Consider the following 15861-nt stretch of genomic DNA (forward strand, 5'->3'; position numbering starts at 1 on the left):
CTACTTACGCAATCACCGCACTTTATTAGAAAAAACCGAATTCCGACATCTCAAAAGTTGTCAAAAATGTTGGGATATGAGGTTTTCGCAGCAAAACTCAAGAAGCATTTTTCAGCCGGCTAGGTGGCCCTAAAAAATAAAATATTAGCCCAGTCTGGTTAATTATCAGTCAATAAAATTAACAGAAAAATTCAACAGGGAAAGCTATGAAAACAAGTTCAGGGGTACAAAATTACTGCGAGCGCTCCCCAGCCTCATTGCCAACTGTTCCAGCTTTTGAGAAACTCTTGGAGGAAATCAGTCCCGAACCGACATTAATTGCCAAATTAAATACAGCCTGTGAAATTTGCGAGTTTCAACTCGGAGATGAAATCACCCAATATCAAACACCGGATAATACCAACAATTTAGTTGAACAAGCACAGAGCGATCGCAATTTTTATTTAGTTTGTCAGGGAAGAGTCAGGCTGCTAGCGGTAGAAGCCTCTCAACAGCAAGAAGTTTCGGTGACGGTACTGGAACTCGGAGCAGTATTTGGGACAGACGACGTATTTATTGCCAGCGGACTGCCTTACAGGGCAATTGCAGCCGGAAGCTGCCAACTCGCTCGAATTAACTGCGCCAAATTGCAGCTAGTTTTAAAAGAATTTCCCCAACTGCAACAGCACTTGCAGCAACAATTCCAACAGATACAGCGATTAATTTTTTTCAAAACGCAAACAGATTTGCGATCGCTTCCTGCCCACCAACAACAGCTTCTGTGGCCGCACTTACTTCCTTATCTAGAAGAAACCCCAATTTCCGCCGGAGTTTCCATTGCTGAACACTGCCAAAAAACCACCAATCATTTTTGGCTTGGCAGTGGTAAAATTCAAGGTCAAGCACCGCCAAGTATCGGGAGTGACTGGAGATATTCAGACGTGCCGAGCGACTGGAAAGCGGCAACAGACCTGCTAATTTACCAACTTAGCTCAAAACAGTGGGAAATGGCAAAAGCCACAATTGCTTCCGACAGCAATACCCGCCCCAAAATTATCCGCAAACCTCCGAGTTTAACTTTAGTAACTGCGCCAAAAGATGCCTCCTCTACCTCAAAAACTGAGCCGTCAAAATTAACCGCAGTCGAGTCTCCCAAATCGGCATCCGGAATCATCAGCTTCCCAAAGCCCAAGCGGCGCCGATGGTTGAGCAGCGGACACCCTTTCATTCAACAACAGAGTACGGCAGATTGCGGAGCTACCTGCTTGGCCATGATTAGCGAATATTGGGGTAAGAAATTCAGCCTGAATTACTTGCGCGAATTGGCAGAAATCGGCCGCAGCGGCGCCTCGCTAAAAAGTTTGGCAAAAGCAGCGGAAAGGATGGGGTTTCAAACCCGTCCGGTGCGAGCTTCTTTGACTCCGCTCCGCAATCAAAATCCCTGGATAGCTCACTGGCAAGGCAATCACTACGTTGCAGTTTACCGCTTTAAAAATCAACAGGTTTTAGTTGCCGATCCGGCGGCGGGCAAGCGGTGGATGAGCATTAAAGATTTTACTGACAGTTGGACTGGGTACGCCCTGATTTTAGACCCGACAGCGCAGCTATACCGCAACCACAGTGCCGAACATAAAGGCATCAAAGTTAAGAATTTTCTGGGCATAATCTGGCCCTACCGCGCTACGATCGCCCAAATTTTGGCAATCTCTTTGTTGATCCAAATGTTTGGGATCGTTACTCCCCTGTTTACTCAGGTAATTCTCGACCAAGTAGTTGTCAGCAAAAGCATTGTTACTTTGCACGTTTTTGCGATCGGACTGCTGCTGTTTAGTGTTTGGCGATCGCTCTTGGGGGCAACGAGACAGTATTTGCTGGATTACTTGTCCAACCGCATCGATCTGACTTTAATTAGCGGGTTTATCAGTCACACTCTCAGTTTGCCGATAAAATTTTTTGAATCTCGTCAGGTGGGCGACATCTTGACGCGGGTTCAGGAAAATCAAAAAATTCAGTCGTTTTTGACTCGCCAAGCGATTACGGCTTGGTTGGATGCTTTGATGGCTGTGGTTTACATCGCACTGATGGTTTACTATAACTGGCGTCTGGCTTTGTTGGTGCTGGCTTTGATTCCGCCGATCGTAATTTTGACTTTGGTGGCAACTCCGTTTCTGCGCCAAGTATCGCGGGAGATTTTTAACGAAGGTGCCAAGCAAAATTCATCTTTGGTGGAAATGATCGGTGGGGTGGCGACGATTAAGGCAACTGCTGCCGATCGAGAAATGCGCTGGCGCTGGGAAGACCAATTAACCTGCATGATTAATGCTAAATTTCGGGGGCAGAAGTTGGCGAACTCTTTGCAGGTAGTTGGGGGTGGGATTAATACTTTGGGCAGTACGGCGTTGCTGTGGTACGGGGCAATGCTGGTGATTCAAGACGAATTGACGATCGGTCAATTTGTGGCTTTTAATATGATGATCGGGAGCGTGATTTCTCCTGTGCTTTCGGTGGTGGGACTTTGGGATGAGTTTCAGGAAGTGTTGGTGTCGATCGAGCGTTTGGATGACGTATTTTCGGCAGAACCTGAAGAAAGCCCTTACAAACCAATGCTGGTACTGCCTCGCATTCACGGAAGCATCAAGTTTGACAATGTTTCTTTCCGCTATGCTCAGGATGAGGAACGCAATACGCTGCAAAATCTTTGCTTTGAGGTGCAAGCTGGAGAAACTGTGGCAATAGTCGGCCGCAGCGGTTCCGGTAAGAGCACTTTGGTGAAGCTGCTGCAAGGTTTCTATTATCCAGAAAAAGGGCGGCTGACTGTTGACGGCCACGATATTCGCCACATTTCGTTGCAGTCGCTGCGAGTGCAGTTGGGTGTTGTCCCTCAAGATTGTTTCTTGTTTTCGGGAACGATTTTGGAAAATATTACGCTGTACAAAAATTTGGAAAACCCCGCCAGTCATGGCGAAGAAGGAACATTTGGTGATTCTGCAAGCTTGGAAGAGGCGATCGAAGTGGCGAAGCTAGCAGAAGCTCACGCTTTTATTCAAGATATGCCGCTGGGTTATCAAACTCCTGTGGGGGAGAGGGGTACGAGTTTGTCTGGGGGCCAGCGCCAGCGAATTGCGATCGCCCGCGCTTTGTTGGGCGATCCCCGAGTTTTGATTTTGGACGAAGCAACTTCTTCGCTGGATACCGAGTCTGAGCGCAGGTTCCAGCAAAATCTGGCTCGCATCAGTCGCGATCGCACTGTCTTTGTCATCGCTCACCGATTGTCTACGGTGCGGAATGCCGATCGCATTTTGGTTTTAGACAAAGGCATTTTAGCCGAACAAGGCAACCACGACGAATTAATGGCCCAACGCGGGCTTTACTATCACCTAGCTCAGCAACAACTGGATCTTTAAGTCATTAGTCATTGGTCATTGGTCATTAGTCATTAGTCATTAGTCATTAGTCATTGGTCATTAGTCATTAGCAACCAACACAAGACTAAAGATGATTTTCAATTACCAATTACCAATTGGGAGCATCTCAGTTTTGCAAGAAGCATTTTTTAAAGAACGGACTTCAGTCCGCACGTGCGTTCCTTTTTTGAGCGGGGCATCACTGTAAATGCAAAACTGAGATGCTCCCTACCAATTCCCAATTACCAATTCCCAATTACCAATGCCCAATTCCCAATGCCCAATGCCCAATTCCCAAGTCCCTATTTGGAGTAAATATCATGGTTTCACAAGATGGCAAAGAATTAAGCACGAGTCCTGACGAGATAGCTGAAGTCTATGGGGGCGTAGCTTTAAGGCAAGAAAACGAAGCCAGAAAAACAGACCGAACTTTAGAAGTAGTTGAATCTAAAAATCGCTCTTCTAAAACTAATGACTATATCTATCCGGCTCAATTCCGGCAGCCTCAGGCTGATAATTGGTCTACTTCTTTGCACTCGGTACTAGACCAACCGCCAGTATCTTTTCCCCAGCGGTTGATATTAGGAGGACTGGTGTTTGCCGTAGCTTTTGCAGCGTGGGCAACTTTGGGAAAAATAGATCAAGTCGGCCACGCTCAGGGTAAATTAGTTCCCAAAGGTGATGTTTACAAAATTCATCCGACGGAGCCGGGAAAAATTATTAACCTCGCGATTAAAGAAGGTCAAAAAATCAAAGCTGGACAGTTATTAGCGGAATTAGACCCGGAAAATGCTTCGAGCGAGGTGGAGCGTCTCGATAAAATTCTGGACGCTTATCAGATTCAATTGGTGCAGCAAATTAGTTCGATCGAGAGAACTCGACTGGAGGCTCAGGCGAGCCTCGCCATTGCTGCTGCGGACAAGCGGGGGGCTCAAGCTGCGATCGACAGATCTCGCGCTTCAGCAGCCACCACGCAGTCTCAAATCGAGCAATTGCACGCAGATGTGGTGTCTCAGAAAGCGCGGCAGGAGCAGATCGAACCTCTGGAAAAGCACGCACAAAATCTGTTGTCGCAATTGAAAACAGATATCACTTCTCAACAGACGAGGCGCGATCGCGTGAAACCGCTGCAAAATAAGAGTCAAGACTTGCTAGCACAATTGCGAGCAAAAGTGGCGGCCCACAAAGAGCGGATCGGGCGGCTCAAACCTTTGGTAGATGAGGGAGCGCTGTCTAAAGATGTATTGTTTCAAGCTGAAGATGCTCTGCGGGAAAGCGAAAATGCGGTCATTAGAAGCCAGTTGGGGGAGAAAACTCAGGCTGACGATCGAGTTTTTGAGGTCGAGCAAACCGTGCGCGACAGACAAAGTGCTGCGATCAGGAGTCAACTGTCTGAGGCGACTCAGGTTAAGGAAAGGCTGTTTGAAGTCGAGCAAGGTTTGCGCGATCGCACCAGTTCGATCGGCAAAATGCAAGGCCAATTAACCGAACAACTCGCAGAAGTCGATCGGCTGCAAGCCGAAGCCGCCAGCAAACAAGCAGCAGCGCGCCAAATGCAGTTAGAAAAACAGCAAAAAGTTCAGCAGTTGGAAATGGAATTAAACCAAGTCAAATCCAAAATTGCCGAAACCCAAACCCTGCTAGCTCAAGCCAAAAACAAGCTCAAACAAAGATTTCTCTACGCACCAGTCAGCGGAGTAATTTCCGCGCTCAACATTCACAACACCGGCGAAGTCGTGCAACCGGGTCAAACTATTGCAGAAATGACTCCGAATTACGCTCCGCTAGTGCTGGAAGTGAGTTTACCGAACCGAGAAGCGGGATTTGTCAAAACCGGAATGCCGGTACAAGTCAAATTCGATGCTTTTCCCTATCAAAATTACGGCGTGATGCCGGGAAAAGTTGTCTCAATTTCGCCGGATGCCAAAACCGACGAGCGATTGGGTGTTGTTTACCGGGTGGAAGTGAGTATCGATCGAGACTCAGTGAAAGCCAACAATCAAACCTGGAAACTCAAAGCGGGCCAGACAGCCACGGCGGAAATTATCATCCGCCAGCGGAGCATAGCCGACATTTTGCTCGATCCGCTCAAGCAACTACAAAAAGGCGGCATGAGTTTGTAGTCAGGTTTGTAGTGAGGACTTTAGTCCTTCTTTCTGCGGAAGGGAGTCCTCACTACAAACCGCAGTCAACAGTCAATTAATTTACAGGTTTGTAGTGAGGACTTTAGTCCTTCTTTCTGCGGACTGAAGTCCTCACTACAAACCCCAGCCATGAGTTTGTAGTCAGGTTTGTAGTCAGGACTTTAGTCCTTCTTTCTGCGGACTGAAGTCCTCACTACAAACCCCAGCCATGAGTTTGTAGTCAGGTTTGTAGTCACGACTTTAGTCGTTTTTTCTGCGGAAGGGAGTCCTCACTACAAACCCCAGCCATGAGTTTGTAGTCAGGTTTGTAGTCACGACTTTAGTCCTTCTTTCTGCGGAAGGGAGTCCTCACTACAAACCGCAGTCAACAGTCAATTAATTTACGCAAAATAGGATAAAACGATGAATTCGCAATTTAACCATTCTGCCAATCATTCCCAAGTTGGAATCAAACCCGAACAATTGGATGAGATAATTTCAGCGATTCTGGCAGGAAAGTATTCTTGGGCTTGTTTTTTGCTTTTGCGGTGCACGGGTTACAACCCTCTCGACTATATCCCCTACCGCACTTCTAACCGCTTGCTCAAGGAAAATACCCAAACGAGGAAATCGGAAACTCAGCCGGCGCTGGGCAAAATTGCGGATTTAGATTATGTGGAAGTCGTGAGGGAAAAACGAGCCGGAGTTCGAGGTGGTTGTGCAATTGAGGTTGTAAGCGAGTTGCACTCAGATACCGCAGGTTTTGTCACCCAAGTCGGCGGCGAAGGTTCCAATATCTCGGCGCCGGCGGTTGATGTTCCAAATCAAGGATTTTTTGCGGGATTTAAGACGCGCTGGTTTAATTTTGGGGGCAAGTAATTTAGTGGTGCGACAACCCGATTTTGAGCGTTGAGTCGCTACAAGCCTGGTTTTTGCAGTTTTCTGCCAAAATGGCAACACGGTTGTGCGATCGTCCCTGATAATGTGTTTGCGACTCAAAAAAGACAAACCGAGCTGCCATTCATGCTGTTGAGCTGGAGCAGGGTTTGTCTGTACGGGCGATCGATCGAGCCAAATACTAAAATCTAATTCCAGTCTCGTTCGTAAAGTATAAAACGAGGCTGTTTTTCGTGTTTGAATGCAGACCGTCTTGGACGCATTCATTACTCTCACCAGCCGGGTTTTTCAACAGCGATCGAGGGCTACAAGCAAGTATTTTCCTCCATCAAACCCAGTTGATGCGTCCAGGACTCGTAGAGATATCTTCTGTAGTTGTGGAGCAAATAGTTAACATATATTCATGAAGTTACATTGAGATTTTCATTTTAAACAAATCTGCCAAATTGGCAACACAGCTCTAATTAGCCCAGATATATTAGGTACATCGAAACAAAACAAGGTTGCTTCAAACAACCGCTAAATTAAAAGGACAAAAACCATGATTATTTCTGACCTGAACCATGTCGAAGAAGTTGCAGTATCCACCAGCGTAGTCGGCGGTTTTGACTTAGGCTATGACTACTCGAACGTGCAGTTTTACGAAAATTTCAACCTGAATAAATACATCAGCTCGAAGGTGTTTGTTTACGGTCATGCAGCCACTGCTGAATCTAAAGCATCCGCCTACGGCCCGGGCACTATGACTCAGACCTTCAACAACGCAGAGACCACACCTTACAGCTCTTCCTCTAGCGGTGCTTCGATCGCAGCTACTTCTGGTTTCTACTACCGCTGGTAATCACCACATTGAAGCCAGACTCTCTATCATCTGGGAGTTTAAACTCAATCCATCGCATCGCCGCAGCAGTTTGACCGTCAAAAAGTCAGTAAAACCCTCACGGTAACTACAGTTTAAACTCCCGACAAAATTTTGCAATTTTTACACAAAATACACTGAATATCGCGGAGAAAAACCATGATTATTTCTGACCTGAACCATGTCGAAAGCGTTTCTGAATCCACCAGCGTAGTCGGCGGTTTTGACTTAGAAAATGACTACTCGAACGTGCAGTTTTACGAAAATTTCAAGCTGAATAAATACATCAGCTCGAACGTGTTTGTTTACGGTCATGCAGCCACTGCTGAATCTAAAGCGTCCGCCGTAGGCCCGGGCACTATGACTCAGACCTTCAACAACGCTGTTACCACACCTTACAGCTCTTCCTCTAGCGGTGCTTCGATCGCAGCTACTTCTGGTTTTAGCTGCTACTGCTACTAACCACAGCGCAGACAAGCAGTCAGAAACCCAGCTATGTAAAGCAATGCAAAAAATGCGGGAGCGAACTCTAGATAAGTAAGTCACAAATGCTTGCCAAACTTTACATAGCTGTTTTGAACTGTGCCAACATACTTAATGGCGTTGGCTGGCTTGCTTTCTCACATCAGTTAAGCAGCCACTAAAAATTGTTGCGGTGAAAAAACATGATTATTGATGATTTAGATTATGTAGAGGCAGTTTTAGGAGCGAGCAAACTTGTAGGTGCTGGTTATACGCGCGCTGCTGGTAGCGCTCAGACTTTTGCTACCTATGGATTTGGCAGTGCTGATGCTAATGCTTTTGCTATTGGCCAAAATACCTCGACTGATGCTAACACTTACACAAAGGTGTATGTTAGCCCTTATATGGCTTTTACTGAAGCCTCAGCTACAGCTAACTCTTACGCTCGCACTGGCAACAGTTATTCTGTCTCCTTGAACGATAGCAGATCTTTGTTCATCTCTAGCGGTCAGCCCTAATGATTTGCGATCGCGGTTGGCAGTTTCATCAGAAATAGTAATTCCAAAAATGTTGGCTGTACTCACCAAATCAAAAACTGCTAAGCTGTCGCACGTTTAAATTGTATATTCAGGGCGGGCGGGACGCCCACCCCACAATAGTCTGATTTTTTTTGATATGCAATTTAAATGCAGAACAACATTTTAAAAGGCGTTTTGATAATAATGGCTAAATCAAATTTAATAAATAATCAGCGGGACAGCCATACAGATAAAAGGAGATAAATCGCGATGCCTTCTTTAGATTCATTAGCTCCTGAGCCCTTAAATAATATTGTTGGAAACAGCAATAGTTTAAACACCTTGAATTCGCAGGCGGCGAATAACTCTGGTACGGGCAGCACCAGCTCTTCCAGCAAGTCTAGTTCCTTTGTAAATAGCAGCGGTGCGGGCAGTACCAGCAGTGCGACAGCCACTTCGCCGATCGGAAGCAGTAGCAGTAGTAAGACTGCTTACGCTGCGGGGGCTACATCTAGCAGCGGCAGCGCGGCAGCGAGTGCTTCTACAGTCGCGCCCCCAACTACTAGCGCCACTGCTTCGGCGCCAGCAGCAACACCTGCGCCTGCGCCAATACCAATACCAACACCTGCGCCAATACCAATACCAACACCTGCGCCAGCGCCCGCACCAACACCTGCGCCCTTAGGAGACAGCAGCGGTGCGAGCAGCACCAGCAGCGCGACAGCGACTTCTCCGACTGGGAGCAGCACCAGCACTCAGACAGCATGGGATCCCGGTGGTACTTCTAGTAGCGCGATCGCCTCAGCTAGCAGCGGTTTAGAGACTCCGCCGGCTACGAGCGCCACTGCTTCAACTCCAGCGCCGACTCCAGCGCCGACTCCAGCGCCAATACCAGCGCCAATACCAGCGCCAACACCAGCCCCGACTCCAGCACCGACTCCAGCACCGACTCCAGCGCCAACTCCAGCACCAACTCCAGCACCGACTCCAGCGCCGACTCCAGCGCCGACTCCAGCGGCGGCTGCTACAGACTCTGCACCGGCAATTAATATCACAGCGCCAACACCAGCGCCAACACCAACGCCAACGCCAACACCAACACCAGCGCCAATACCAATACCAATACGGCTAACACCTGCTTCAACTCCAACACCAGCACCAACTCCAACTCCAACACCGTCAAATAATAATGACGGTGCGCCGCTTGCTGCGGTGACTGGCGGAACTTCTAGCAATTCAAGTCTTTCTAATTTGTCTCCAGAAAGTACCGGTGGTGGTGGCGAGAGTACGATCGTTGCTGAGCCAACAGATAACAGTAGCAGCAATTTGTCGATCGCACTTCCCGCTAACAGTAGCAACAACAGCAATGCCGATACAACCCCAGCGCCAGAAATCACCCCCCCAGAAAATCCTGCGGAATTAACTGTCACCTACGACAGCAACGGCGGCGGATATTGGCAGGGAAGCAGCGACATTGATGTGATTGCTTGCGGTAGCGGGTTCGATCGCGTTTTTGCTGGAGGCGGCGACGATTTTGTCAAAGGTAACAGAGGTAACGATGCGATCGAAGGAGGGGATGGAAATGACACTTTGCGGGGAGGAAGAGGTCAAGATTTGCTGATTGGCGGCAACGGCGACGATTTTCTGTGCGGCGACTTCGGTATCGATACGTTGATTGGAGGTGCCGGCGCTGATACGTTTGTATTTAGACCTGAAACAACGAGTTCTGTGGCTAATCTATTTTTAGCCGATATACTGGTTGATTTCAATGCCGCTGAAGGTGATAAAATCGGCCTGACAGGCGGACTTTCTGCCGCAGATATTGCGCTGGTGGCGTTTGATACTGACGGTAACGGTACCGCAGACGCAACTTTGGTCAAGTTTAGTTCCAATAATGGCGATCGAATTTTAGCCGTTGTTTTGGGGACAGTAAACGCAGCAGGTACAACAACTTTAACCAATGGTGATTTTATCAGTTTGCTTGCATAAAACCTTGTAGCTAACCGTTAACACGAACTCCCCCGCAGGAAGCCTCGTGGGGATGAGCTCAATCAACTTCTATAGCTTGAGAGAGAAATATGAAAGACTTTTACCAGCCATTGATAGAATCCAGTGAAATCATCAAACTACTCAGAAAAGAGCGGCAATTAAAGCCATTTTGTCAACAAGTTTTGCAGAAAAAAGTTATTGACAAAGCAGCCGAGGAACGGGGGTTAACTGTGACTCCCGAAGAAATTCAAGTTGCCGGCGACAAGCTGCGGCGCGAGAAGCGTCTGGAGAAAGCGGCGGATACGATTGCGTGGCTGGCGGAGCAGATGATTTCGGTAGAAGACTTAGAGGCCGGAATTTGCGATCGAATCCTCTCCCAAAAATTAGCAGAACACTTATTTGCCAAAGACGTAGAAAAGATTTTCGTGCAAAGCAAATTGCAATTCGATCAAATAATTCTTTATCAAATAATTGTTGCGAACGTACAACTTGCCCGAGAAATATTTTATGAAATTCAAGAAGGAGAAATCAGCTTTTTTGATGCAGCCCACCTTTACGACATTGATGAAAATCGCCGACATTTATGCGGTTGCGAAGGCAATGTTTATCGGTGGAGTTTAAAACCAGACATAGCCGTTGCCATATTTAGCGCTAAACCCGGGGAAGTGATTCGTCCAATTGAAACAGAGCGAGGATATCACTTGTTCATGGTTGAAAAGTTTATTCCAGCGGAATTAACCCCTGAACGCTATCAAGAAATATTGCACAATCTGTTTAACGAATGGCTGGCTAATGAAGTCAACTATTTATTGTACAATTGTAAAGTATAGGGTGCACGCGGAGCACAGAGTCATAATTTATCATTCTCAGGTTAGGGCATTGAGTCCTACCATATAGAGCTTCTCAGAAATTGAGGTACGTAGTTGGGCTTGGGCCCTCTGAGTTTAGTGGTTATATAAGCTATCAGTCATAGGTCATCTTTTTGAGAAAGGCTATATAGAGGTTCTGCGTAATTTCTATAATTATTGCCGTTTAATACTGCAATTTAGATTTAACTATCTTACAAAAATCGACAAAATGACGAAAAGTATTCAGTTGCCCTGGCTTCTCTTCAATTCTTTTCAATAGCTGTTCCAAATAAAAGGGCTTGAGTACATCTCCGGGCCTTGTTTTAGAATATGTAGCATTTTTAGCTTCAAATAACACTTTCAAATAAGCTCCGTGAAACTGAGCGTGAGTATTAAAATCTAGATATTTTCCCATTTTTTCAGGACAGTCAACTGAAACATTATAATACTTAGTATAATCTAATAAAAATTGATTCTTAGGATGTATTAATTTTTGAGAATGTGTTGCATAAATATTACGATTTCCCAGCAGCCAAGTTTCCAAACAGCGATTTTGAACAATTAGCACAAGTTCTGTATTTTTTAATACTAGCTTTTCCCGATCAAAAAAATCATAAATTTCTGCGTGCCTTTCAGCAACAGTATTTTCCTCCGCATCAAAACACACTACAAAATAGTTGTATTTTCCGCTTAAGTTAATTTCCTCAATCGAAGGAGGAATAAAATCATATAATGAAGGATATCCTTCCCCACTAATCAAGTAATAATTTTTGTCCTTCACCTCATCGTAACTCTGAACTCGTGTTAATTCAGGTAATAAATGACTTAGCCAAGCTGGATAAACTTTTCTCTCCGATTGCATCCCTTCGACTAAAAAATACAAATTCATTCAACTTTAATTCCTTCGCTATATTCTTCTAGATTAATCAATTGCGTAAAAGCCTGATGTCTAGATTTTCCCAGGTTCAAATCTTTCGCATCAGTTACCGTTACTACACCTCCTTTGCGAGTTACTATTTTCCAGTATTCCATGCTGATATTGTTGATAATGTACGGATGATGACTGGTGAGGATAATTTGAATATTTCGGTTTTGCCAAAGTAAATCAGTTACAACATCTATACAGTTAACTCCCAAGCTGTTTTCAAATTCATCGATCAGAATTAAAGTTCCTTCTGGCGACAAATACAGTTCGCTAATAAGAATTAGCGTTTTCAGCATTCCAGAAGAAATGTTATTTTGAAAAATCCAATCATTGATACCTGTCTCTTTTATCTGAACAGGAAAATTGGGAAATGATGGATTTTCATTATTTTCAATTGCTTCTATTTTAACATCTTCCACTTGATGAAAAATTTCGATAAACTTTGATTTTATCTTATTGAAAACATCTGGATAATGCCGAGCAATCAAAGCCAACTTAAGAAGAATTGGTATATTACTCGCTTGAATATCTTCCAGGGCAATATTGTCCTTGATTATCGATAGTACCCTTATTGGTATAGCGTAAATCCCATTAGACGATCTCGAATTATCGCTGTAAATAATTTTATTAAACCCTTGCTGAACAGGTGAAATATCTTCTTCTTGGTTTAAAATTTCAACTACACTTTGAAACGGCGATAACTTGGGTGTTTTATTTCCTTTAAATATAATATCGTTAGGTGTTCTTTCTATAATAACATTTTCTTCTTTAAATAGATGTTCTCGAACAATTCTAAATTTATTAATTTCCTCTTCAATCTCATTAGAAATCATGGAAAAGTTTTTTTTAGTTTCAAATTCGCCTTGCCAGCGATACTCGACATTTTTTACTGTCGAAAATGTAATATCCCACGCTAAGCCGTTTAACGAAGCACCATTCGCTATCTCTTTTAGCCCCAAAATTCCTTTAAGTATTTGAGTTTTGCCAACGCCCGATACTCCAACTAGCAAGGCAAGATTGGAAAAATAGATTGGTTCAAAACGCCACTCTAATTCATTATCCCAAAAAGCTACTTTTTTAATTCTCATTTCCCCTCCTATCCATTAATCATCTGCGTCCATAGCGCGCTAATCCGCCGACATCTGCGGTTAAAAACTGACATAATTTTGCCGCCACCAAGCGCGCACAAACTTAATCTCCTCAAACGTATAACCTTCTTGCAAATACTCATAAATTGCTCTCAATCTTTCATCTCCAATAACTTCAATTGCTTGTACAATAGCCTGCTGGCGTTCCGATTCCACCAACAAATTTATATCAACTTCCTTGCCCATATCAATTAATTCTACCAGATGTCCCGCAATAGTAGTCGGACTCATGCCCCGCGCGTTGGCTATGCCTTGAACTGTCAAACCTTGGCGGTACAATTCCCAGGTTTGCATCTGCGAATAAGACGGAACGTTAGCAAGAGTGGGAAGATTGGCGGCGGCAGAAGATGCTGCACTTGTTGGCAATCCTTGTTCTTTGCAAAAAGTGTGAATTGCTTCTAAGAAAACTTTGCCGTACTTATCTCGCTTGTTACTGCCGACGCCGTAAACTTCCTCAAATTCTGTGAGAGTTTGCGGGCGTTTTTCTGCCATGTCTCGCAAGCTTCTATCAGCAAACACTACGTAAGGCGGTACGAATTGTTCGTCGGCAATTTGTTTGCGGAGACTTCGCAATATGGAAAATAAGCCTTCTACTTCTACGGCTAAAGACCGCACTCTTCCCTGTACTTCTCGCGGCGCTTCGATGGCGATTTCTACTGTGCGCTGGCGTTTCATGATTTCCCAACTTTTTTCGTTGAGTTTCAAAACTGGAAAGCCGTCTGTTTTTTCGTCTAAGAAACCTTGGTTTATCAGCGAACGACTTAACTTTTTCCACTCGTCGGCACTTCTATCTTTGCCAATGCCGTAGGTGGAAAGTTGGTTGTGCTGGTATTGCAATATTTTTTGATTTTTTGAGCCGCGCAGCACGTCTATAATGTGATTCATGCCGAATTTCTCTTGGCATCGGGCGATGCAGGAAAGAAATTTCATGGCCTCAATCGTCCAGTCTTCTACGGGTTTTTTGTTGCAACAGTTGTCGCAGTTGCCGCAATCGCCGGGAAATGAATCGCCGAAATAACTTAATTGGACTGTGCGGCGGCAATCGCTGGATTCTGCATAGTTGATTACTCGCCTTAACTGTTGGCGGGCTATTCTTTGTTCTTGTTCGTCTGGTTTTTGTTCGATGATGTATTCGATGGTTTTGACATCGCCGAATCCGAAGAATAAGGTGCAGTGGGATGGTTCGTTGTCTCTGCCTGCGCGGCCTGATTCTTGATAGTATCCTTCTAGGTTTTTGGGTAAGTCGTGGTGAATTACAAACCTTACGTCGGGTTTGTTGATTCCCATCCCGAAGGCGACTGTGGCTACCATTACTTGTACGTCGTCGCGGATGAAGCGGGTTTGGTTGGTGGCGCGATCGCTATCGCTCATGCCGGCGTGGTATGGTAAGGCTTGAATGCCGTTTTGCTGCAATTTGTAGGCAACTTCGTCAACTTTTTTGCGGCTGAGGCAGTAGATGATTCCTGAACCGCCTTTTTTTTGGATGATTTGCAAGACTTCGGCAAAACTGTGCTTGGTTTTTTGGCGGACTTCGTAGTATAAATTGGGACGGTTGAAGCTGGCGACGTGGATGTAGGGATTTCGCAGGTTTAGCTGCTGGATTATGTCTTGGCGGACGCGCTCGGTGGCTGTGGCGGTTAGTGCCATAATGGGGATGTCTGGGTAGCGATCGCGCACTCGCTCCATTTGTCTGTATTCTGGTCGAAAGTCGTGTCCCCATTCCGAAACGCAGTGGGCTTCGTCGATCGCAAATGCCGAAATTCCTAACTTAGAAGCTACTATATCTAAAAACGGTAAAAATCTCTCGCCCAGCAAGCGTTCGGGCGCAACGTACAGCAGTTTAATTTTACCTTCGAGAATTGCTGTGGAGCGCGATCGGGTTTCCATAGCGCTCAAAGTGCTGTTGAGAAAAGTCGCCCCAATCCCATTATCCTGCAAAGCTTCCACCTGGTCTTGCATCAGGGCAATCAGCGGCGAAACAACCACCGTCAATCCCGGTTTCAACAAAGCCGGTAATTGAAAGCACAAAGATTTGCCACCGCCAGTCGGCATGACAATCATCATATCGCGTTGTTGGAGAGCAGCTTCGACAATTTCCCGCTGCCCGGGGCGGAAAGAGTCGTAGCCAAAGGAATGTTTGAGGGATTGTTCGAGGGATGAGGGCGCGAGAGATGTTGGCGGATTCGACCCTGACATTTGCAGTAATTGGTTGTTGACTTCTACCTTATTCTAGGTCTTTTGAGCACAAATACAGTTACAATATTTGAGAATCTCAATTTAAGCAGATAAACCGATGCCGAAAGCAATTTGGAATGGTGCCGTTTTGGCCGAGAGCGATAAGTGCGAAATGGTAGATAATAACTATTATTTCCCGGCGGATGCCATCAACCGCGAGTATTTCAAGGATAGCAGCACTCACACTACTTGCGGTTGGAAAGGTGTTGCTAGTTACTACAGTGTTGAAGTCGGCGGACAGGTTAATAAGGATGCTGCTTGGTACTATCCTACTCCGAAAGATGCTGCTAAAAATATTGCAGGATATGTTGCTTTTTGGAAAGGAGTTAAGGTAGAGGCTTAACTTTGTTTTGTCGGCGGGTTTGTTAGCTGGCGATTCCGACAGGCCGCCAGGGAATTAATTCCCTGGCTCATAGCTGAAGTCGTCTTAAGACGACTGTGGAAATTAGGGCTGAATAACATAAGTCGCGATGA

Annotated in this window: 13 protein-coding genes; 10 read left to right on the forward strand and 3 right to left on the reverse strand. The window is 45.5% G+C overall.

Features of this window, described 5'->3' with window-relative positions:
- Positions 1-206: 206 nt before the first annotated feature.
- The 9 genes from JGK39_RS05370 (at position 207) to JGK39_RS05410 (ending at position 11061) form a co-directional block, all read left to right on the forward strand.
- Complete coding sequence (locus JGK39_RS05370) at positions 207-3383, forward strand: ABC transporter transmembrane domain-containing protein (protein WP_293252071.1); 3177 nt, start codon at positions 207-209, stop codon at positions 3381-3383.
- 221 nt (positions 3384-3604) lie between these two features.
- Entirely contained in the window at positions 3605-5506 is a 1902-nt protein-coding gene (locus JGK39_RS05375) for an HlyD family efflux transporter periplasmic adaptor subunit (RefSeq protein ID WP_293295857.1), read from the forward strand.
- A gap of 423 nt (positions 5507-5929) precedes the next feature.
- A complete protein-coding gene (locus JGK39_RS05380; protein WP_293252067.1) occupies positions 5930-6385 on the forward strand; it encodes a HetP family heterocyst commitment protein in 456 nt (151 codons plus the stop codon).
- Between the two features lie 30 nt (positions 6386-6415).
- Positions 6416-6595, forward strand: coding sequence for a hypothetical protein (locus JGK39_RS05385; RefSeq protein WP_293252065.1), 180 nt, complete (start codon positions 6416-6418; stop codon positions 6593-6595).
- Positions 6596-6944: 349 nt separating this feature from the next.
- Positions 6945-7244 carry a hypothetical protein gene (locus tag JGK39_RS05390; RefSeq protein ID WP_293252063.1) on the forward strand — a complete coding sequence of 100 codons (300 nt, stop codon included), beginning with the start codon at positions 6945-6947 and terminating at the stop codon, positions 7242-7244.
- Between the two features lie 177 nt (positions 7245-7421).
- Complete coding sequence (locus tag JGK39_RS05395) at positions 7422-7724, forward strand: hypothetical protein (RefSeq protein WP_293295855.1); 303 nt, start codon at positions 7422-7424, stop codon at positions 7722-7724.
- Between the two features lie 203 nt (positions 7725-7927).
- On the forward strand, positions 7928-8242 hold the full coding sequence (locus tag JGK39_RS05400; RefSeq protein WP_293252059.1) for a hypothetical protein: 315 nt from the start codon (positions 7928-7930) through the stop codon (positions 8240-8242).
- A 270-nt stretch (positions 8243-8512) separates the two neighbouring features.
- A complete protein-coding gene (locus JGK39_RS05405) occupies positions 8513-10231 on the forward strand; it encodes a calcium-binding protein (protein ID WP_293295853.1) in 1719 nt (572 codons plus the stop codon).
- An 89-nt stretch (positions 10232-10320) separates the two neighbouring features.
- Entirely contained in the window at positions 10321-11061 is a 741-nt protein-coding gene (locus JGK39_RS05410) for a peptidylprolyl isomerase (protein ID WP_293252049.1), read from the forward strand.
- Between the two features lie 202 nt (positions 11062-11263).
- Here the strand turns inward: JGK39_RS05410 and JGK39_RS05415 are convergent, their stop codons facing one another.
- Genes JGK39_RS05415 through recQ form a run of 3 tightly spaced genes read right to left on the reverse strand, consistent with a single transcriptional unit; the run spans position 11264 to position 15348 of the window.
- Positions 11264-11968, reverse strand: coding sequence for a hypothetical protein (locus tag JGK39_RS05415; RefSeq protein ID WP_293252047.1), 705 nt, complete (start codon positions 11966-11968; stop codon positions 11264-11266).
- The gene (locus tag JGK39_RS05420; RefSeq protein ID WP_293295851.1) at positions 11965-13092 is read right to left on the reverse strand and encodes an AAA family ATPase; all 1128 of its coding nucleotides are present in this window, start codon (positions 13090-13092) and stop codon (positions 11965-11967) included. Before JGK39_RS05420 ends, JGK39_RS05415 begins: the two co-directional genes overlap by 4 nt.
- Positions 13093-13152: 60 nt before the next feature.
- A complete protein-coding gene (recQ, locus tag JGK39_RS05425; RefSeq protein ID WP_293252043.1) occupies positions 13153-15348 on the reverse strand; it encodes a DNA helicase RecQ in 2196 nt (731 codons plus the stop codon).
- A 97-nt stretch (positions 15349-15445) separates the two neighbouring features.
- Here recQ and JGK39_RS05430 point away from each other — a divergent pair, with 97 nt between their 5' ends.
- Complete coding sequence (locus tag JGK39_RS05430) at positions 15446-15730, forward strand: DUF427 domain-containing protein (RefSeq protein ID WP_293182457.1); 285 nt, start codon at positions 15446-15448, stop codon at positions 15728-15730.
- Positions 15731-15861: the final 131 nt, after the last annotated feature.

This window comes from Microcoleus sp. PH2017_12_PCY_D_A, from assembly GCF_020738565.1.
Classification (GTDB): Bacteria; Cyanobacteriota; Cyanobacteriia; order Cyanobacteriales; family Microcoleaceae; genus Microcoleus.